The organism is Rhizobium sp. PAMB 3174 (assembly GCF_052908375.1).
This window is the reverse complement of sequence record NZ_CM128608.1, coordinates 3,872,389-3,892,500: the sequence shown is the minus strand read 5'-3', so window position 1 is coordinate 3,892,500 and position 20,112 is coordinate 3,872,389. Positions and strand designations below refer to the sequence as shown.

18 protein-coding genes and 1 other annotated feature (1 of these 19 only partly in view) are annotated in these 20,112 nt (G+C 62.1%); of the genes, 5 read left to right on the top strand and 13 right to left on the bottom strand.

Annotated elements, in window-relative coordinates:
* From ACU5AY_RS18620 to ACU5AY_RS18600, 5 genes are all read right to left on the bottom strand, one after another.
* Nucleotides 1-1,247, bottom strand: partial view of a SulP family inorganic anion transporter gene (locus tag ACU5AY_RS18620; protein ID WP_446827308.1) — the 5' portion only. The gene continues 238 nt to the left of window position 1, outside the view; the window shows 1,247 of its 1,485 coding nt (coding positions 1-1,247); its start codon is at nucleotides 1,245-1,247; the stop codon falls past the left edge of the window.
* 62 nt (nucleotides 1,248-1,309) lie between these two features.
* Nucleotides 1,310-1,365: a sequence feature (sul1 is cis-regulatory element that is thought to sense ions involved in sulfur or methionine metabolism; They are found in Alphaproteobacteria), on the bottom strand.
* A gap of 94 nt (nucleotides 1,366-1,459) precedes the next feature.
* A complete protein-coding gene (locus ACU5AY_RS18615; RefSeq protein ID WP_446822537.1) occupies nucleotides 1,460-2,860 on the bottom strand; it encodes an efflux transporter outer membrane subunit in 1,401 nt (466 codons plus the stop codon).
* A gap of 122 nt (nucleotides 2,861-2,982) precedes the next feature.
* The gene (locus ACU5AY_RS18610; protein ID WP_446827307.1) at nucleotides 2,983-6,123 is read right to left on the bottom strand and encodes an efflux RND transporter permease subunit; all 3,141 of its coding nucleotides are present in this window, start codon (nucleotides 6,121-6,123) and stop codon (nucleotides 2,983-2,985) included.
* Between the two features lie 46 nt (nucleotides 6,124-6,169).
* Nucleotides 6,170-7,372, bottom strand: coding sequence for an efflux RND transporter periplasmic adaptor subunit (locus ACU5AY_RS18605; RefSeq protein WP_446822535.1), 1,203 nt, complete (start codon nucleotides 7,370-7,372; stop codon nucleotides 6,170-6,172).
* A gap of 124 nt (nucleotides 7,373-7,496) precedes the next feature.
* Nucleotides 7,497-8,444 carry a phosphoribosylaminoimidazolesuccinocarboxamide synthase gene (locus ACU5AY_RS18600; RefSeq protein WP_446827306.1) on the bottom strand — a complete coding sequence of 316 codons (948 nt, stop codon included), beginning with the start codon at nucleotides 8,442-8,444 and terminating at the stop codon, nucleotides 7,497-7,499.
* A 155-nt stretch (nucleotides 8,445-8,599) separates the two neighbouring features.
* On the opposite strand from ACU5AY_RS18600, the gene ACU5AY_RS18595 reads away from it, so the two are divergent.
* On the top strand, nucleotides 8,600-9,247 hold the full coding sequence (locus tag ACU5AY_RS18595) for a LysE family translocator (RefSeq protein WP_446827305.1): 648 nt from the start codon (nucleotides 8,600-8,602) through the stop codon (nucleotides 9,245-9,247).
* Here ACU5AY_RS18595 and ACU5AY_RS18590 read toward each other — a convergent pair.
* The 6 genes from ACU5AY_RS18590 to ACU5AY_RS18565 form a co-directional block, all read right to left on the bottom strand.
* Nucleotides 9,140-10,501 carry an RNA polymerase sigma factor gene (locus ACU5AY_RS18590; protein WP_446827304.1) on the bottom strand — a complete coding sequence of 454 codons (1,362 nt, stop codon included), beginning with the start codon at nucleotides 10,499-10,501 and terminating at the stop codon, nucleotides 9,140-9,142. The two genes, ACU5AY_RS18595 and ACU5AY_RS18590, sit on opposite strands and share 108 nt — an antisense overlap.
* A complete protein-coding gene (locus ACU5AY_RS18585) occupies nucleotides 10,501-10,854 on the bottom strand; it encodes a YciI family protein (RefSeq protein ID WP_446827303.1) in 354 nt (117 codons plus the stop codon). The genes ACU5AY_RS18590 and ACU5AY_RS18585 overlap by 1 nt, the downstream gene beginning before the upstream one ends.
* 119 nt (nucleotides 10,855-10,973) lie before the next feature.
* Nucleotides 10,974-12,146, bottom strand: a complete 1,173-nt coding sequence (gene rlmN / locus ACU5AY_RS18580; RefSeq protein ID WP_446829062.1) for a 23S rRNA (adenine(2503)-C(2))-methyltransferase RlmN — start codon at nucleotides 12,144-12,146, stop codon at nucleotides 10,974-10,976.
* A 310-nt stretch (nucleotides 12,147-12,456) separates the two neighbouring features.
* Nucleotides 12,457-12,960 (bottom strand): invasion associated locus B family protein, encoded by a 504-nt coding sequence (locus ACU5AY_RS18575; RefSeq protein WP_446822530.1) that lies wholly within the window; start codon nucleotides 12,958-12,960, stop codon nucleotides 12,457-12,459.
* Nucleotides 12,961-13,209: 249 nt separating this feature from the next.
* On the bottom strand, nucleotides 13,210-13,590 hold the full coding sequence (locus ACU5AY_RS18570) for a YkvA family protein (RefSeq protein ID WP_446827302.1): 381 nt from the start codon (nucleotides 13,588-13,590) through the stop codon (nucleotides 13,210-13,212).
* A 90-nt stretch (nucleotides 13,591-13,680) separates the two neighbouring features.
* On the bottom strand, nucleotides 13,681-13,977 hold the full coding sequence (locus ACU5AY_RS18565) for a 4a-hydroxytetrahydrobiopterin dehydratase (protein ID WP_446827301.1): 297 nt from the start codon (nucleotides 13,975-13,977) through the stop codon (nucleotides 13,681-13,683).
* A gap of 57 nt (nucleotides 13,978-14,034) precedes the next feature.
* Between ACU5AY_RS18565 and ACU5AY_RS18560 the strand changes: the two genes are divergently transcribed.
* Complete coding sequence (locus ACU5AY_RS18560; protein WP_446822527.1) at nucleotides 14,035-14,508, top strand: low molecular weight protein-tyrosine-phosphatase; 474 nt, start codon at nucleotides 14,035-14,037, stop codon at nucleotides 14,506-14,508.
* On the opposite strand, the gene thpR is transcribed toward ACU5AY_RS18560, so the two are convergent.
* A complete protein-coding gene (thpR, locus tag ACU5AY_RS18555; RefSeq protein WP_446822526.1) occupies nucleotides 14,448-15,035 on the bottom strand; it encodes an RNA 2',3'-cyclic phosphodiesterase in 588 nt (195 codons plus the stop codon). The two genes, ACU5AY_RS18560 and thpR, sit on opposite strands and share 61 nt — an antisense overlap.
* A 77-nt stretch (nucleotides 15,036-15,112) precedes the next feature.
* Nucleotides 15,113-15,748 (bottom strand): arylesterase, encoded by a 636-nt coding sequence (locus ACU5AY_RS18550; protein WP_446827300.1) that lies wholly within the window; start codon nucleotides 15,746-15,748, stop codon nucleotides 15,113-15,115.
* A gap of 76 nt (nucleotides 15,749-15,824) precedes the next feature.
* Here ACU5AY_RS18550 and ACU5AY_RS18545 point away from each other — a divergent pair, with 76 nt between their 5' ends.
* The 3 genes from ACU5AY_RS18545 (at nucleotide 15,825) to ACU5AY_RS18535 (ending at nucleotide 20,061) form a co-directional block, all read left to right on the top strand.
* Complete coding sequence (locus ACU5AY_RS18545; RefSeq protein ID WP_446827299.1) at nucleotides 15,825-16,541, top strand: ABC transporter ATP-binding protein; 717 nt, start codon at nucleotides 15,825-15,827, stop codon at nucleotides 16,539-16,541.
* Nucleotides 16,538-19,084: an ABC transporter permease gene (locus ACU5AY_RS18540; protein WP_446827298.1), complete on the top strand. Its 2,547-nt coding sequence runs from the start codon at nucleotides 16,538-16,540 to the stop codon at nucleotides 19,082-19,084. Before ACU5AY_RS18545 ends, ACU5AY_RS18540 begins: the two co-directional genes overlap by 4 nt.
* A 209-nt stretch (nucleotides 19,085-19,293) precedes the next feature.
* The gene (locus tag ACU5AY_RS18535; RefSeq protein ID WP_446822522.1) at nucleotides 19,294-20,061 is read left to right on the top strand and encodes a Bax inhibitor-1/YccA family protein; all 768 of its coding nucleotides are present in this window, start codon (nucleotides 19,294-19,296) and stop codon (nucleotides 20,059-20,061) included.
* The last annotated feature ends 51 nt before the right edge of the window (nucleotides 20,062-20,112 follow it).

Here is a 20,112-nt window from a genome sequence, read left to right as displayed (position 1 = left end):
TCCGCCGAGGCGAAGAAAATCTGGCCATCCACATGGTAGCTGCGCACGGTCCCGTCCTCGCTGCGGCTCGAGCGGACATGGAAGAGCTTCGCGACCTTGCCGGCGAAGAAGATGCCGGACAGGAGCACGCCGACCAGCACGCCCTTGGCGAGATCATGCGTCCCGACGACGGTCACCACGGTTGCCAGCATGACCACCGAGGACTGCCAGGGATTGGACCTGAGATCCAGGATCGAGCGCCAGGAGAAGGTACCGATCGACACCATGATCATCACCGCGACGAGAGCCGCCATCGGGATGATGCGGACGATGTCGTCGAGGACGAGGATCAGGAACAGGAGGAACGCGCCGGCGACAAAGGTCGAAAGCCTGCCGCGACCGCCGGAGGTGACGTTGATCACCGACTGGCCGATCATCGCGCAGCCGCCCATGCCGCCGATCAGGCTGGCGGCGATATTGCCCGCCCCCTGACCAATGCATTCCTGGCTCTTGGAACTGGTGGTGTCGGTCATGTCGTCGACGATCTGCGCGGTCATCAGCGATTCGAGCAGGCCGACGGCCGCCAGCGTCACCGAATAGGGGAAGATGATCTTCAGCGTCTCGAAGGTGAGCGGCACATGCGGCAGCGAGAAGAACGGCAGGCTGGACGGCAGCTCGCCGAGGTCGCCGACCGTGCGCACATTCATGCCGAAATAGAGCGAGATGCCGGTCAGCACCGCAATCGCCACCAGCGGCGAAGGGATGACCTTCGTCACGCGCGGAAAGAGATAGATGATCGCAAGCCCGCCGGCGATCATATAGTAGGTCGCCGTCGGTACGCCGATCAGTTCCGGCAGCTGCGCCATGAAGATCAGGATCGCCAGCGCATTGACGAAGCCGGTGATCACCGAGCGCGACACGAAGCGCATCACCCTGCCGAGTTTGAAGAAGCCCGCGATGATCTGCAGGATGCCCATCAGAAGCGTCGCTGCGAACAGATAATCAAGTCCGTATTGCTTGACGAGCGAGACCATGACGACCGCGGTCGCCGCGGTCGCGGCCGAAATCATGCCCGGCCGGCCGCCGGTAAACGCCGCCGTGCAGGCGATGGCGAAGGACGCAAAAAGACCGACCTTGGGGTCGACGCCGGCAATCGCGGAAAAGCCGATGGCTTCGGGGATCAGGGCGAGCGCGACGACAATGCCGGAAAGGATGTCGGCCCGGATGTTGCCAAACCAGGAGCGGTAATAGGGGGAGTGTGTTTTCATATGTCCGTCAAATATGGCGAACCGGCTCTAGGAGCGCGCCGGCATCATGCACATCGAAATGGTGTTGTCTGGCGGATAGGCGGCCAGAAGAGCCATCCGGAATTGCACCGGATCCATATGGGATGTGTTCTTATAGCCCGACGGATTGCTGCATCGCAATGAGAAAAGGACAAGTTTCTGCCGCAATGCCGGGAGGCACGCGGCAGAAACGCTTACTGGGTGAGCCGTCCCGCCGCATATCCGCCGCCGATGGCGACGTTGAGCGTGACGTAATCGGCCGCCATCTGGCGGACGGCCTGCGCGAGGTTGGCCTGCGCGGTCGAAACCGAGCGCTGCGCGTCGAGAACGTCGAGCAGCGACGACGCGCCGTCCTTGTAGCTCGCCGTCGAAAGCTCCAGCGCCTCGCTATAGGAGGCAACTTCGGCACGCGATGCGGAGACGGCCTTGGAGTCGCGCGACAAGGCGACCATGGCGTTTTCGACTTCCTCGATCGCGTTCAACACGGTCTGCTTCCAGGCGAGATAGGCGCTGCGGGCAGCCGATTCCTTGCTCTGCACATTGGCCCTCAGCGCGCCACCGTCGAAGATCGGCAGGTTGAGCGTCGGTCCGAAGGACCAGCTGGTGATGCCACCGCTGGCCCCATTCGACTTGATGTAGGACGGCGAGATCGAGCCGCTGAGCTTGATGCTCGGGAAAAGCTGGGCCTTGGCAACGCCGATCTCGGCAACAGCGGCCGCGAGCTCGCGCTCGGCCTTGCGGATGTCCGGACGGTTGCGAACGAGGTCGGCTGGAATGCCGGTGCGAACCGCGTCATGCGCCACCGGCTGGCCGCTCGACTTCGACAGATCGGAGACGAGCGAGGCAGCCGGCAGGCCGATCAGGGTCGCGACATGGTGGGCCGACTTGCGGAAGCTTGTCTCCAGCGTCGACATGTCGGCCAGCGTGGAATTGACGAGGCCTTCGGCCTGCACGACGTCGAGGCGCGAAGCCGCACCCGCGTCGAGGCGGAACTTGGTCAGCTCCAGCGTTTCCTGGCGGGACTTCAGGTTGTCGCGGGCAATCGCCATGCGTTCCTGATAGTAACGCACGTCGATGTAGGATGTGACGAGATCGGACAGCAGCGACAGGCGCGCCACATCGGCGCTGGCATAGGCGGCATCGAGCGAAGCGCGGGCGCTTTCCTTGGAGCGGCGGTATTCGCCAAACAGGTCGAGCAGCCAGGAGACCGACAGGCCGCCCTCGCTGGTGGATTTGTTCGTCCGGCCGGAATAGCTGCCATCGGAGCCGCTGTAGGTCTGCGATCCGGATGCCGTCAGGCTCGGCAGCGAACCCGCTCCGGCCGAGAGGACGCTGGCCTCGGAAGACTGGATACGCTCGACAGCCTGCAGCACGTCGAGGTTCTGCGCCAGGCCTTGCGCCACGAGACTGTTGAGGCGCTGGTCAGTAAACGCAGTCCACCAAGGCTTCAGGCTCACATTGCCGATGCTGGCGTTGCGGCCTTCGGAAAACTTGACCGGAAGCGGCGTTTGCGGCGCCTCGTAATCCGGTCCGACCATGCAGCCGGACAGGGCAACGAACATCAAGGGCGCAAATCGACGAATGGAAAGCGTCATGTTATTCCAACTCTGGTACTGCTGATGACCCCTCGGGCCGGCGTGAGATCTCACCCGGCCTTATCGGCGCAGAGAGTGCCCTGAATGGCGGTTTCATACAATCCCGGCAGGTGACGATCGGGTCACTCATTAGGATCGGCTGACTTATCTGCCACACCTGGCTTGCGCAGGGCCTTCGTTCCGGCGAACTCGCGGATCACCACGAAGAAGCTCGGAACGAAGAAGATGCCGAGCAGCGTCGCCGCCAGCATGCCGCCGAGCACGCCGATGCCGATCGAGTTCTGGGCCTTGGATCCCGCGCCGCTGGCGACGGCGAGAGGCAACACGCCGAGAATGAAGGCGAGCGACGTCATGACGATCGGCCGAAGCCGGAGCCGCGCCGCCTCCAGTGCCGATTCCATCAGCCCCATGCCGGATTCCTGCCTGTCTCGCGCAAATTCCACGATCAGGATGGCGTTCTTCGCCGCTAGGCCGATTGTCGTCAGCAGCCCGACCTTGAAGTAGACGTCGTTGGATTGCGAAAACAGCGTGGCCGCGACAAGCGCGCCGAACACGCCGATCGGCACGGCCATGATGACGGAGAACGGGATCGACCAGCTTTCATAGAGGGCGGCAAGGCAGAGGAAGACCACCAGAACCGAGATTGCGTAAAGATAAGGTGCCTGGTTGCCGGAAAGCCGCTCCTGGTAGGAAATGCCTTCCCAGGCGACGGTATAGCCGCCGTCAATCTCCGAGACGAGGCGTTCCATCTCGTCCATCGCGGCGCCGGAGCTGACGCCCGCCCCCGCCGACCCACTGATGGAAATGGCATTGGTGCCATCGAATCGCGCCAGCGAAGGCGATCCCTGCACCCATTCGACACGCGCAAAGCTCGAGAAGGGCACCATGTCGCCGCTGGTGTTGCGGGCATACCAATAGTTCAGGTCCTCCGGCTGCATCCGGAAGGGCGCATCGCCTTCGACATAGACAGGCTTCAGGTCGCCGTTGAGGTCGAAGTCATTGACATTGGTGCCGCCGTAGACCGTCGACAGCATTGCATTGACCTCGCTGAGGCTGATGCCCATAGCACCGGCCTTTTCCTGGTCGATGACGATCTTCATCTGCGATTCAAGCGACTTCGAATTGCCGCGGATCGAGTTGACCAGGGAATTCTGCGCGCCGAGTTCGGCCAGTCGGTTGGCAGCGCTGTTGAGCGCGGTCACTCCCTTATTGCCGGTGTCGACAAGATACATGGAGAAGCCGTTGGTGTTGCCCATGCGAGGAATCGCGGGCGGCTGCAGCGCGAAGACCTGCGCGTCGCGAATCGTCGAGAAGAATCGCATCGCCCGTCCGGCGATCGCGCTCGCGCTCTGGTCTGCCCCCTTGCGCTCGTCGAAGTCCTTGAGCTTGACGAACAGCATGGCCGAATTCTGACCCGAGCCGCCGAAGCTGAAGCCGAGGGCCGCGAACACCGCCTGAACGTCGCCCTTCTCCTGAGTCAGATAATAGTTCTCGACCTTCTCGACTACCGCCTTCGTGCGATCTGTCGTTGCCCCGTCCGGCAGCGTGACCATCGTCATCAGGACACCCTGGTCCTCCTGCGGCAGGAAGGAGCTCGGAATCCTGGTGAACAGCCCGGCGCAGCCGATGCCAATTGCCAGGAAAACGACAAGCACCCGTATCGGCCGCTTCAGAAGCCCGCCGACCGTCTTTCCGTATCCGTTGGTGGCGCGTCCGAACCAGCGGTTGAACCATGCGGCCAGCGCATTCGGTTCCTTGTCGTGGTCGATCGGCTTCAGCATCGTGGCGCACAGGGCCGGGGTCAGGACGATTGCGACCAGCGCCGACAAGAGCATGGCCGAGACGATGGTCACCGAGAACTGCTGGTAGATGATCCCGACGGATCCGCCGAAGAAGGCCATGGGAATGAAGACGGCGGTCAGCACGAGCGCGATGCCGATGATCGCGCCGGTGATCTCGCCCATGGACTTTTCCGTCGCCGCCATGGGCGACAGGCGTTCGGTCGCCATCAGGCGCTCGACGTTCTCGACCACGACGATGGCGTCGTCGACGAGAAGGCCGATCGCCAGCACCATTGCGAACATGGTGAGCGTGTTGATCGAAAACCCGGTCAGCGACAGAATGCCGAACGTGCCGAGCAGAACGACTGGCACCGCAATCATCGGGATGAAGGTCGCCCTGAGGTTCTGCAGGAAGATGAGAAGCACAAAGAAAACGAGGACAATCGCTTCGACGAGCGTTTCGACGACCTTCTCGATCGACAGCTTGACGAAGGGCGTCGTGTCATAGGGATAGACGATCTCTACGCCGCTCGGCAGACCCTTGCCAATGGTGGCAAGGGCGCTTTCGACGCGTTCCGACGTATCGATCGCATTGGCGCCGGTGGCGAGGTTGACCGCGAAACCGGCGGACGGGCTGCCGTTGTAGCGCGATTCCGATCCGTAGCTCTCCTGCCCGATTTCGATGCGCGCCACGTCACCGAGCCTGACGGTGGAGCCGTCCGCTTCCGTCTTCAGGATGATCGCCTGGAAATCGCTGACCGTCCTCAGCTGGCTCTGGGCGGTAACCGTGACGTTGATCTGCTGCCCTTCGACAGCCGGCAGGCCGCCCAGCGAACCGACGGCAACCTGCTTGTTCTGCGCCTCGACCGCCGATGTCACGTCACTCGGGATCAGCTGGTACTTGTACATCTTCATGGGATCGAGCCAGATACGCATGGCGTAGCCCGAACCGAAGACATTGATCGATCCGACACCCTCAACACGCTGGATCTGATCCTCGATCGAGGTCGACATCAGGTTGCCGAGCTGCGCGGAGGTGCGCTTGCCATCGGTCGACACGAGCGCACCCACCATCAGGATCGAGGTCGAAGAGCGTGTCACGCGCACGCCCTTCTGCTGGACGCTGTCCGGCAGCTGCGATTCCACCAGCTGCAACTTGTTCTGCACCTGGACCTGCGCAATGTCCGGATCGATCGAGTTGCCGAAAGTCAGCGTCACCGAGGCAGAGCCGGTCGATGAAGACGACGTCATATACGTCAGGTCATCGAGACCGGTCATCGCATTCTCGATGACGGTCGTCACCGAATTCTGCACGGTATCGGCGGAAGCGCCGGTGTAGGTGGCGGAAATGCGCACCGTCGTCGGCGCGATGTCCGGATATTGCGAAATGGCCAGCGTATAGATCGACAGCGCGCCGCCGAGCATGATGACGATCGCGATAACCCAGGCAAAAATCGGTCGTCTGATGAAAAAGCTTGCCATTCAAAAATCCTGTATGGGAATGCCGTCTTGAAAGCGGGGTCAGGACCTATTTGGTCGGCTTTGCTGCGGCGCCGTCCCCTTGCGCTTCCACGTCATGCGCGACGCCGACCTTGTCCAGCGTCACCTCTTTGGTCTTCACGGCCATGCCGTCGGAAATGAATTGCAGTCCCTCGACGATCAGCTGGTCGCCGTCGGCAATCTGCGACTGGACGAGCCAGCTGTTGTTGGAAGCGGTGGCCTTGGCGAAGGTCCGCGTCTCGACCTTGCCGTCCTTGCTGACGAATTGCGCCGTCAGATTGCCTTCCGAATCGCGGCTCGCTGCCCGCTGCGGGATCAGGTAGCCCTTCTGTTCGCCGACGGTCAGCGTCGCGCGGACGAACATGCCCGGCACCAGCATGCGCTTCGGATTGGGGAAGGACGCGCGGATGCTGAAGGAGCCGGTCGCTTCGCTCACCGTCGACTTCGGCACATCGAACGTCCCCGTCTGGTCATAGCGCTCGCCGTTTTCCAGCGTCAGGCTGATAGGAGCCTCACGAACATTGCCCGTCAGTGACCCGGATTCGAGTGAGTTGCGGAAACGCAAGAGGTTCACGCTCGAATCGCTAAGATCGACATAGATCGGATCGGTCTGGCGAATGGTGGTCAATGCATCGCTCTGGCTTGCCGTCACGAGGTTTCCGACGCTGAAGGCGGAAACATCGGCGATGCCGTCGAAGGGTGCGCGGATTTCGGTATGCTGCAGATTGATCTTGGCCGACTGCAGCGAGGCCTGTGTCGAAGAGACGTCTGCCTTGGCCTGCAGGAGCGCCACCTGGGCTTCGTCGAGCGCGATCTCGGTGGCCCCGCCGCTCTTGACCAGTCGCTGATAGCGTTCGTAATTCGCTTCTGCGGAAGGCACGCTCGCCTGCGCCTTGGCCAGCGCCGCTTCGGCTTCCGCAACGGCGGCGACATAGGTGTCGTCCTCGATCTTGAAGAGCAGGTCGCCTTGTTTGACCGGCGTCCCCTCCTTGTAGGCGATTTCCTGGATCATGCCGCCAACCTGCGGCCGGATGTCGGCGGAACGGAAGGAGACGGCGCGACCTGGCAGCACGATGGTCACCGGAGCCGTCACGGCTTGCAGCTTCATGATGCCGACCGTGACTTCACGCCCGCCGGGAGGCCCTCCCGCCTTCTTGCCATCGCCTGAATCGCTACAGGCGGAAAGCGCAAACAAAAGCGGTGCGAGAACAAGGAAAATGCGTCTTTTCATGAAAATCCCGAAATATTGCGCGGCGACCGATAAGCATGCGCTAACATGTCACATCGGTGGCTGCCAATTAATTTCCGGTAATCTAACATCAATCGCCCGCATGACCAGCCCGCGGGCGGATGCCTTATTCCGGGAACAGATGCCGGAGATGCTCGCGAACCCGCGCAAGCGGCGTATCGAAGCTGTCGTCGGGAACGAACGGGCTGCCCGTAATCATCTCATAGGCTTCGATATAGACCTTCGAGGCCTCCGCGATCAGCGATGCGGGAATTTCCGGAATATCGTCCTTGTAGGGGTCGCAGCGTTCGACGACCCAGGCGCGAATGAAATCCTTGTCGAAGCTCTGCGGCCGCCTGCCGGCTTGAAAGGCTTCGTCGTATTTCTCCGAGAACCAGTAGCGCGAGGAATCCGGCGTGTGAATTTCATCGGCAAGGATGATCTTGCCGTTCTCGTCGGTGCCGAACTCGTACTTTGTGTCGACCAGGATCAGACCGCGTTCGGCCGCCAGCTCCTGCCCGCGGGCAAAGAGCGCCAGCGCATAGCGGGAAACCGTGTCCCATTGCTCCTGCGTCAGCAGACCCTTTTCGATGATCTCGGCCGGCGTCAGCGGTTCGTCATGGCCGCCGTCGAATTCCTTGCTCGTTGGCGTGATGATCGGCGCCGGCAGCGCCTGATTGTCCCGCAAACCGTCCGGGAAGGTCACGCCATACATGGTGCGCTCGCCCTTCTTGTAGAGGGTGAGGATCGATGTCGAGGTGGTGCCGGCGAGATAGCCGCGCACGACGATTTCGACCGGCAGGATATCGAGACGCTTGCCGATCACGACGTTGACGTCCGGATAGTCGATGACATGGTTCGGGCAGATGTCGGCAGTCTTCTCGAACCAGTAGCGCGCCGTCTGCGTCAGAACCTGGCCCTTGTAGGGGATGCAGGTCAGGATGCGGTCGAAGGCGCTGATGCGATCGGTCGAAATGATGACGCGGCTGCCGTCCGGCAGGTCGTAATTCTCGCGCACCTTGCCGCGGTAATAATTCGGCAGTTCCGGAATATAGGCTTCGGTCAGGATGCGCACATCGGCCTCGCATGATGTCTTTGCCGCAACGCGGCGATTGCTGATCCGCGATAGCAAGAAGGCTTGGTGTTGGCAAGGATCGGGGCCGCCATCTTCCCCCGCGTCCGAGCCCGGTGTAAGACGAGCGCTTCGTCTTCGAACCTTGAGAGCAAACCATGGACTTCGTTCCAAGTCTCCCCACCCTGCTCACCTTCGCCGCCGCCTGCATGCTGCTGACGCTGACGCCGGGGCCGGACATGACGCTGCAGATTGGCCGGGCGCTGAAGGATGGCCGGACGGCCGCCTTCATGGTGCTGCTCGGCACCAATATCGGGCTGGTCATCCACACGGTCCTGGTCGCCTTCGGCGTTTCGGCGCTGATCGTCGCCTCGCCGGCCGCCTTCTTCGTGCTGAAGACCGGTGGCGCCGCCTATCTCCTCTGGCTTGCCTTCCACGCCATCCGCAAGGGCTCGAATTTCGTCATGGCGGCGGAAGCCGGCGTCGAGCGGCGCGGTTCGCACATGGAGGCGCTGCTGAACGGTTTCTGGGTCAACCTGCTGAACCCCAAGGTTGTCATCTTCTTCATGACATTCCTGCCGCAGTTCGTGCAGGCCTCCGATCCGCATGTGACCGGCAAGCTGCTCTTCCTCGGCTTCTATTTCATCGTCCTCGCGCTGCCGGTGACAATCGCCATCATTCTCGCCGCCGGTTGGCTGTCAGGATGGCTGATGGCCAATCGCCGCGTCCTGCGCTGGATCGACTACACCTTTGCCGGTGTCTTCTCCATCTTCGCGGTCAAGATCTTCTTCACCCACGCCCGCTGACGGCAAGCAGCGGGCAAGTCGGCGCTCCAGGAAGCGCTTTTCCGCACTCGACTGCGACAGGTCGATCGCGCTGCGATAGGCGAGACGCGCCGCCTCGATCTGTCCGGAGCGGACGAGAAGATCGGCATGCAACGCATGAAATGGCTGATACTGAACGAGCGCCGGCGCGATCGGCCTCAACAGCGCAAGTGCCCGTTGCGGGCCTTCATGGAACGATATAGCGGCAATCCTGTTCAACTCGAACACCGGATTGTTCGCCATGGATGTCAGCACGCCGTAAAGCAGTGCGATCTGCCGCCAGTCGGTGCGTGCGAAATCCGGCGCCTCGGCATGCAGCGCGGCGATGGCCGCCTGGAGCTGATAGGGGCCGGCCCTGCCGCGCCGCATGGCGGTATCGAGCAGTTTCGTGGCGCGGACAATCTCTTCGTGATCCCACAGCCGACGGTCCTGCTCCTCAAGCGACAGCGGCGTTCCGTCGGACGCTGTGCGCCCATGCCGGCGGGCGTGATGCAACGCCATCAGTGCAGCCAACCCTTCGACCTCGGCCTCGCCGGGCAACAGGCTCATCACAAGGTGGGCAAGGCGGATAGCCTCCTCGCAGAGATCGGTGCGCAGGATCTGGTCGCCGGCCGCGGCATAGCCTTCGTTGAAGGTGAGGTAGATGACCGCCAGGACGCTTTCCAGCCGCTCGGCCCAACTCTCCGGGCCCGGCACCTCGAAGGCGATCCCTGCTGCGGCAATCTTCTGGCGCGCCCGCACCAGCCGCTGCGCCATGGCCGTCGGACTGTCGACGAACGCGTCGGCAATCTCCTCCGTCTTCAGACCGCTGACGGACCGCAATGTCAACGCCACGCAGGTTTTCCGATCGATCGCCGGATGGCAGCAGGCAAAGATCAGCTTGAGGCGGTCGTCTTCGATCGGCTCGTCCCGGCGCTCGTTCGCCTCAGTGATCGCGTTTTCCAGAAGAAAGGCGATATCTCCGGCCTTCCCGTCGAAATTGGCCGCGCGCCGCAGGCGGTCGATGGCCTTTCGCCGCGCGGCCTGCAGGAGCCAGGCGGCCGGCGATTGCGGCAGCCCGCTTCGCCGCCAGTGCACGAGCGCCGATTCCATCGCATCCTGAAGACTGTCTTCGGCGAGCTGAAAGTTGCGCAGCGAGCCCACGAGGACGGCCAGCAGCCGCCCCTGGTCTTCGCGCGCGATCCGTTCGACCGCGCGCGAGACTGCATCGGCGCATTCTTCCGCGCCGGCTGGCATCAGCGATCGAACACCATGATCGGCCGCACCTCGACCGAACCGGTCGCAGCGTGCGGGATCATCGCCGCATAGCGGATGGCCTCGTCGAGGGACTGGCAATCGAGGATGTAGAAACCGCCGAGCTGTTCCTTGGTCTCGGCAAACGGGCCGTCCATGGTCTCCGTCTTGCCGTCGCGCACCCGGACGGTCGTCGCTGTGCTGGCCGGCTGCAGCGCGTCGCCGGCCACATAGACGCCGTCGGCATGATAGGTCTTGTTGCAGAGTTCGTAGCCGCCCATCATGCGGCCGAAATTTTCCGTTCCCGGAGCGGGCGAAGTCTGGGGATCCGAATAGATCAAGGCAATGTACTTCATGGTGAACCTCCGTTCGAGCAGCCTGCGCGACTGCCGCACAGGTCACCGCCTTGACGAACAGGATAAGCTCACATCGACATTGCCGACGCAATTTTTTTTCGAAGGCCGAAAAAAGCGGATCAGTCGTCCTCGCCGTGGCCGGCGATCATCATCGCCTCGAAGGCCAGCCGCTCGGTTTTGCGCATCCGCTCCGACTCGGACTTCAGCTGACCGCAGGCCGCGAGAATGTCGCGACCGCGGGGCGTGCGGATAGGCGAGGCATAGCCGGCGCTGTTGACGAACTCGGCGAAGGTTTCGATCGTCTCCCAGTCGGAACACTGGTAGTTCGTGCCGGGCCAGGGATTGAACGGGATGAGATTGATCTTGGCCGGGATGCCCTTCAGGAGCTTCACCAGATCGCGGGCATCTTCCAGGCTGTCGTTGACACCCTTCAGCATGACGTACTCGAAAGTGATCCGACGGGCGTTCGACAGACCCGGATAGGCGCGGCAGGCCTCGATCAGCTCCTTCAGCGGATACTTCTTGTTGATCGGCACCAGCATGTCGCGCAGTTCGTCGCGCACCGCATGCAGCGAGATCGCCAGCATCACGCCGATCTCCTCGCCCGTGCGGTAGATTTCCGGCACCACGCCGGAGGTCGACAGCGTGACGCGCCGCTTCGACAGCGACAGGCCGTCGCCGTCGGTCGCGATCAGGAGCGCAGTCTTGACGCTTTCGAAATTGTAGAGCGGCTCGCCCATGCCCATCATCACGATGTTGGTAACCTTGCGGTCGCTCGACGGGATCATGGCGCCCTGCGGCACATCGCGATCCGGGAAGTCGCCGAGCCGGTCGCGCGCCAGCAGCAGCTGCGACAGGATTTCCTCGGCCGTCAGGTTGCGCACCAGGCGCTGCGTGCCGGTGTGACAGAAGGTGCAGGTGAGCGAACAGCCGACCTGGCTCGAAATGCACAGCGTCCCGCGCCCTTCTTCCGGAATGTAGACGGTCTCGACCTCGACGGGCCGGCCGGCGCCGCGCGGCGGAAACCGCAAGAGCCACTTGCGCGTGCCGTCATTGGAGATCTGCTCCTCGACGATTTCCGGACGGGCGATCGAGAAATGCGCCTTCAGCATTTCGCGCATGTCTTTCGAGACATTCGTCATCGCGTCGAAATCGGAGACGCCGCGCACATAGATCCAGTTCCAAAGCTGCGCCACGCGCATCTTGACCTGACGCTCCGGAACGCCCTTTTCGGCCAGCGCCTTGCCCATCTCCTCGCGCGTCAGCCCGATCAGCATGGGCTTTTCAGTCATGCCGAAGCGTGCAGGGCCACCTGTCTTTGCCACGTCGGATACGAGTACTGCGCTTTCGCCGGTCATGATCGGCAATCCTGTCTCTTCAAGAATTCGAAAAATGCTGTCGGGCCGGTCACGGTCGCGGATCAGGGTGTCAATTCCCGCCGACCAGTCGCCAGCCTCATCGGGCTGCGGCCTTGAAGGGCGCCCTTTAGCACCAAAACAGCAGTCCGTCACCCCCGGCGCGGTTCAGGGCGCTCGGCCAAAGGAAAAGGCCGGGAAGCCCGGCCTTTCCGAAACGCCTGAATACGGTCGTCCGCTTCAGGGACTACTTGCAGCTTTCGATCTTCTGCAGCGCCGCGGAAATGCCCGACAGCGAGTAGGAATAGCTGGTCGCGGTCCCACGCAGGGAGGTCGCCTTGACGGTCATGTTGGTGCCGGCCTTCATCGCCGCGACGAGCGAAGGCTCCTCGGCGGCGTTTTCGAGCCAGGCGGCCTTATCCTTGACGAACATGACGAAGGTCTTGCTGTCGATGACGACGTTGACCTTCGAATCCTGCTTCAGCGTATATCCCATCATGGCCTGCGGCTCGTAGGCGATGTTCTGGCCGGGGCGCTGGGAGACGATGAAGAAATTGTCGCCATGATCGACGTTGGCCGGTTCCTTCTTGGTCGGAACCGACAGAACGTAGCAGACCGTGCCATTGCCCGACTTGTAGGAATAGGCGCCCCAAGCCTTGAACTGGTCGATACGGGTCGGCTTCTCAGCCAACGCACCGGTTGCGGTGACGAGAACGATCGAGAGTGCTGCGGTGAGACTTCTTACAAACATGGATTTCCTGCCGGTTGGTATCTTGGTCCCGGGAACGGAGGCCCAGGCAGACAGTTAAGCGGTCTGGCTCATTTTGGATTCATCCTGGTTACCAAACCGTCAACGAGAACGATAAAAGTCAGATGATAAGGCCGCGCCCACCGGCCGTTCGGGATGTCTTTGCGATCTGACCCGTTACCATCTCCTTGCCAAAGACAGAACAAATCTGGCGAGAGTTTGGCGCATTTGGCCAAACTCTCGCCATCATCGCTACGGTTTCATGGAATCATCCGCAAGGGCCCTGTCCGCCGCCTCGTAATGTCCCTCTTTGATATGGCCGCTGATCATCGCGATCGCGGCCGTCAGCACCGCCATGTCGTCGGAAAAGCCGATGACGGCGAAGAAGTCGGGAATGATGTCGGCAGGCATGACGAAATAGGCAAGTGCAGCCAGCAGGATGCCCTTGACCTTTCGCGGCGTGTGCGGATCGGTCGCGCAATAGAAGGCGGCGACCGCATCACGGCCGAACGGAAGCTGGCGGACCGCCTTCTTCATCGTCGGCCAGAACTTGTCGCGCACTCTCTTCTCGCGCCGATCCTGGGTCCTTTCGTCGCCCGGAAGCAGAATTTCGCCATACTTTATGTCGTCCATCGAAATCCCCCTTTCTGTAGGTTTCGGCATTGAGATGGTGATTTTCGTCCCGGTTTGCCACTGAAATCGGACGTCCGGCGTCCGAAATCGTCACTCTCCGGCAGCGTCATCCATTTCGGCTGCGAGCATGAAGTCGAGGTCGGTCAGTCCGTTTGCCGAATGCGTCGACAGCGTGACGTCCACCTTGGAATAGACATTGAACCATTCCGGATGATGATTGAGCTTCTCCGCCTTCAGCGCTATCCGCGTCATGAAGGCGAAGGCTTCGGTGAAGTCGGCGAATTTGAAACTCTTCGAGATCGACGTGCCGTCGGCATTGACCTCCCAGCCCGAAAGCCCTTCAAGTTTCGATGTGATCATGGCCGGTTCCAGTCTGTCATGTTTCATGGATGTTCTCCCGCTTCTTCCGCAGCCTCCGCAACGATCAAAGGGACCGCCGGTGAAATGACTGCCTGCAACGTGCTTTTCGTCTGTCTCGGCAACATATGCCGTTCGCCTCTCGCAGAGGGTATCTTTATGAAAACCATTGAGGAGGCGGGATGTTCCGCACGGTTTGCCGCCGATTCGGCCGGCACCGGCGCATGGCATCAGGGTGACCCGCCGGACAGCCGCTCCATCGCGGTCGCCCGCAAGCATGGCATCGACATTTCCAACCAGCGCGCCAGACAGGTGCGTCCCGAAGACTTCGAGACCTTCGACCTGATCCTCGCCATGGACCGCAACAATCTCGACCACCTCGCCCGCATCGCGCCAGCAACGCCGCGGCTCGGAATCCACCGTTTCAGCGACTATGCACTTGGCCAGCCGTCAGACATTCCCGATCCCTATTATGGCGGCGCGGATGGCTTCGAAACGGTCTACAGCATGCTCTTGACCGGTTGCGCCTCGCTCGTCGAGAAGCTCGGGAACCGGTCGTGAAGCGGAAAGACCTCTTCCGTCAGATAGGGCCCGCCACCGACGGATTCCTTCGACGACAGCAGCACGAAGCGTGAAACGACGAAGGGCGCGGTATGAAAATCCCCGCGCCCCGCAAGATAGTGTACCACGTCGTCCAGCCTGGACGCGCGCAGTCGCGCCAGCGTCACGTGAGGCGAGAACTTTCGCGGGTCCGGCGGCAGCCCGATCCTCTGGCAGATACGCTCGATTTCTCCCTGCAGCTGGTACATTTCCGGCGCCTGGGTCACACCCGCCCAGACCGAATGCGGCTTCTTCGACCCGAAGGAACCGATACCGTTCAGACTGATTTCGAATTCGGGCCGATCTATCCGGTCCAGCCGATCGACGATCTCGTCGGCTGTGCGTCCGTCGACGTCACCGATGAAGCGCAGGGTAATGTGATAGTTCTCGACGTCGATCCATCGAGCTCCAGGCAATCCTCCGCGCAACAATGAAAGACTCATTGCCGCATGACGCGGAATTTCGAGGGCGGTAAACAGTCTCGGCATGGCGAGCTCCCCGAATCTATGACTGGTATTCACAACCGATCATGCATTCAAATGGTACGCAAGTCCTTAATTTTTATTCACTGAATCCCGCTGATGAATTTTTCGGCAAGCGGGAGCGACTTCTCCACCATGATGTCGACGCCCTTTGCATCGGGATGCATTCCGTCTGACAATTGCGTGCCCTTCACGGTCACCACGCCATCGAGAAAGAACGGATAGAGCGGCAAATCGTAGGTCTCGGCAAGCTGTGGATAAATCGCGTTGAAACGCTTGGCATAGTCCTCGCCCATGTTGGGCGGCGCCATCATGCCGACGAGCATGACCGCAATACCGCGCTCCTTGAACCGCTCGATCATGGCGACCAGGTTCTTCTCCGTTTCCTCCGGCGCAAGGCCGCGCAGAGCGTCATTGGCGCCGAGTTCGAGGATGACGCCGTCGGTTCCGTCCGGCACCGACCAGTCCGCCCGGGCAAGCCCGTCGCGCGTCGTGTCGCCGGAAACGCCGGCATTGCTGATCGACACGTCGAAACCCTTGGCCTTCAGTGCCGCCTCCAGCTTTGCCGGATAGGCATCGCCTGCCGGCAACTGGTATCCGGCCATCAGGCTGTCGCCGAACCCGACCAGCTTGAGTTCTTTGGCATCCGCCACTCCGCCGATGCCGGCAAATAGGCCCGTCATGACGAGGAATTGAACGATTGCGGCTTTAAATGACATGGAGGCTTTCCTAGATTGTTTTGATCTCGGGCGCTGGAGCACCGGATTTCCTTGCAACAATATAGGGCGCCGCATCGTGAGTGAAACCATCATCGAAATGCGCAACGCGGATCTGACGCTCGGCAACGGAGCCGTCTCGGTCCATGTCCTGAAGAATGTCGGCCTGAAGATTGCCAAAGGCGAATCGGTTGGCATCGTCGGGCCGTCCGGCTCCGGCAAGTCGACGCTGCTGATGGTGATGGCCGGGCTGGAAAGGCTCGACAGCGGCGAGATTCACCTCGGCGACGCGGCTCTCCATGCCATGCGCGAGGATGAGCTCGCCGATTATCGCGGCCGCAACATCGGCATCGTCTTCCAGTCCTTCCACCTGATCGCCAACATGACCGCGCTCGAAAACGTCGCCGTCCCGCTGGAGCTCGCACGGGTCAAGGATGCCTTTGACATCGCCAGGCGGGAATTGACCGCCGTCGGATTGGGTGAGCGCATGCACCATTATCCCGGCCAGCTTTCGGGCGGCGAACAGCAGCGCGTCGCCATCGCCCGGGCGCTGGCACCCTCTCCGGCGGTCCTGATCGCCGACGAGCCGACCGGCAACCTCGATACTGAAACCGGCCGGCAGATCGCCGATCTCCTGTTTGCCCAGCAGGCGGAGCGCGGCATGACGCTGGTTCTCGTCACGCATGATCCGGCGCTCGCCGCCCGCTGCTCGCGCCAGATCCGCATGCGGTCAGGACAGATCGAACCGGCCGCCTCAGCTGTCACTGCCGACAACAGCCAGGCGGCGCTCGCATGAACCAGGCGAAATTCCGTCTTGGCCTTGCATGGCGGCTGGCATCGCGGGAACTGCGCGGCGGCCTGAAGGGGTTCTACATCTTTCTCGCCTGCATCGCGCTCGGCACTGCGGCGATTGCCGCCGTCAACTCCATTTCCGGCGCCATCACCGGCTCGATTTCCTCACAGGGACGCGACTTGCTCGGCGCCGATCTGCGCTTCGAACTGAACAACCGGGAAGCCTCTTCGGACGAACTTGACTATTTGCAGAGCCTTGGCGACGTCGCCGTCTCCACCGGCACGCGCTCGATGGCCCGCAAGGCGGACGGCTCCGACCAGTCGCTGGTCGAGGTTAAGGCGGTCGACGACGCCTACCCGCTCTACGGCAAGCTCGAAACCACGCCCTCCGAACCGGTCGCACAGTTGCTGTCGGAAAAAGACGGCAGCTACGGAGCGATTGCCGCGCCGATACTGCTGGACCGGCTTGGTCTCAAGGTCGGCGATCCGCTCCTGCTCGGCGAGCTGAAACTCGTGGTCGCCGCCCGCCTCGACAACGAACCCGACGCGCTGTCCGAAGGCTTTGGCTTCGCGCCCCGCCTGATCGTCAGCCGCCAGGCGCTGTCTGTCTCCGGCCTTGTGCAGACCGGGAGCCTCGTCGAAACCGCCTACAAGGTGAAGCTGCCTCCCGGTCACGCTCCCCTTGCCCGCATCATTGATGCCGCCAAGGCAAAATTCCCGGATGCCGGCTGGTCGATCCGCTCCAGCGCCAACGCCACGCCGGCGCTCACCAACAATATCGAACGATTCACGCAATTCCTGACGCTCGTCGGCCTGACCGCGCTGATCGTCGGCGGTGCGGGCGTCGCCAATGCGGTCCGAGCTTTCCTCGATTCCAAGCGCACGACGATTGCAACCTTCAAGTGCCTGGGCGCGCCCGCATCCGTCGTAGTGATGATCTATCTCATCCAGATCATGATGATCGCCACCGTCGGTGTCCTCGTCGGCCTCGTCATCGGCGCGATCGCACCGTTCATCGCGCTCAAGTTTCTCGCCGGCATCCTGCCGGTCAGCGGCGAAGCGGCGCTCTATCCGTCAGCGCTGGCGATTGCGGCCGTCTTCGGCTACCTCACGACGCTCGCATTCGCCATCCTGCCGCTCGGCCAGACGCGGGAAATACCGGCGACCGCACTTTTCCGCGAACAGGGTTTCGAGGGACGCCGCTGGCCGTCATGGCCTTATCTCGCCGTTGCCACCGCCTCGCTTCTGGCGCTCGCCGGTCTGGCGTTGCTGATGGCCGACGACCGCTTCATCGCCGGCGTCTTCATCGTCGCGACAGCCTGCGCCTTCGTCGTCCTGCGCGCGGTTGCCGCCGGCATCGCGGCAATCGCCCGTCGCGCGCCGATCGTCAGTTCGCCGGCCCTGCGCCTCGCGATCGGCAACATCCACCGCCCCGGTGCGCTTACATCCCCCGTCGTGCTGTCGCTCGGCCTCGGCCTCGCGCTTCTGGTCACGCTCACCATGATCGACGGCAATCTGCGCCGCGAACTGACCGGCAAGATCCCCGATCAGGCACCGAACTTCTTCTTCGTTGGCATCCAGGCCAGCGAGATCGATGCCTTCCGAACGCTGGTGAAGGAAAAGGCGCCCGAAGGCAAACTCATGGAAGTGCCGATGCTGCGCGGCCGCATCATGGCCTTCAACGGCGAGGATGTGGCCAAGATGAACGTGCCGCCCGGCGGCCGCTGGGTTCTGCGCGGCGATCGCGGCATCACCTATGCCGACGCGCTGCCCGAGAACTCGACATTGACCGAAGGCAAGTGGTGGGCGCCGGACTATGCCGGCGAACCGCTCGTGTCGTTCTCGGCGGACGAAGCACGCGACTTGGGGCTGAAGCTCGGCGACACCGTCACGGTCAACGTCCTTGGCCGCAACATCACCGCGAAGATCGCCAACTTCCGCGATGTCGAATGGCAATCCCTGTCGATCAACTTCGTCATGGTCTTCTCGCCCAATACCTTCCGCGGCGCACCGCACGGCTGGATCGCAACGCTGACGGATGCGGGCGCCAGCGGCACCGAAGAAGCCTCGATCATGCGGGAGGTGACCAACACCTTCCCCGCAGTGACCACCGTCCGGGTCAAGGACGCGCTGGACCTCGTCAACAAGCTCGCCGGACAGATCGCCACCGCGATCCGCGCCGCAGCCGCCTTCGCGCTCGTCGCCTCCATCCTGGTGCTCGCCGGGGCGCTGGCGGCTGGCAATCGCGCCCGCACCCACGATGCCGTGGTCTTGAAAACGCTGGGCGCGAAACGCACGACGCTGATCCGCGCCTTTACCTACGAATATCTGATCCTCGGTGTCGCGACCGCAGTTTTCGCCCTGCTCGCCGGCACCGCAGCGTCCTGGTATGTGGTCGAGCAGATCATGCATCTGAACGCTGTTTTCCTGCCGGAGGCGGCGATTGCGACGCTCGTCATCGCGCTTGTCGTGACCATCGGGGTCGGCCTCGCCGGCACCTGGTCGGTGCTCGGAAAGAAGCCGGCTTCGGTCCTGCGGGAGCTGTAAAACAGGTCGGGCTTAATTAACCAGAGCATTAAAAATCGGTAAGGTTGGGCTCACCCCGATAAATTCGGAGTGATCAGGTCTTGTATCGGATGAAATGTCACCTCATATTTCGATGTGAAATAAAAGTTCCCCGCGCGGGCGCATGCTGACAATGCTTAAGGCGCATATGTCGAAACGCATTGCCGGGCTTCACCAAAGAGAGGAAAACTATGGCAGATCTTCGCAATTTCCAGACCCAAGCCGGCGTACGCGCCGACACGGCCGTGGATCAGGGCCTGCGCGCCTACATGCTGAAGGTTTACAACCTGATGGCAGGCGGCGTTGCGCTGACCGGTGCCGCAGCTTACGGCCTTTCGGCGTTGGCAACGACGTCTGATCCGTCCCAGGCCGCCGCACAGATGGGCGACATCATGCTGACCAGCCTGGGTGTCGCCATCTACACCTCGCCGCTGCGCTGGGTCATCCTGCTGGCTCCGCTGGCTCTCGTCTTCTTCCTGAGCTTCCGTGTTCAGAAGATGAGCGCTTCCGCCGCGCAGACGACCTTCTGGGTCTATGCCGGCCTGATGGGCCTGTCGCTGTCGTCCATCTTCCTGGTCTACACCGGTGCGTCGCTGACGCAGACCTTCTTCGTGGCTGCAGCCTCGTTCGGCGCCCTGTCGCTCTACGGCTACACGACGAAGCGTGACCTCTCCGCCATGGGCTCGTTCCTGGTGATGGGTCTGTTCGGTCTGATCATCGCGTCGCTGGTCAACCTGTTCCTCGCATCTTCGGCGCTGGACTTCGCGATCTCCGTCATCGGCGTACTGATCTTCGCCGGCCTGACCGCGTGGGACACCCAGAAGATCAAGGAAAACTACTTTGAAGCCGATGGTAACGAAGTGGCCAGCAAGAAGGCGGTCATGGGTGCACTCACCCTGTACCTCGACTTCATCAACCTCTTCCTGTTCCTGCTTCGCTTCATGGGCGACCGCCGCTAACAGCGAACGGACGAAATGGAATGACGGAGAAGGCGGCCCCACGGGCCGCCT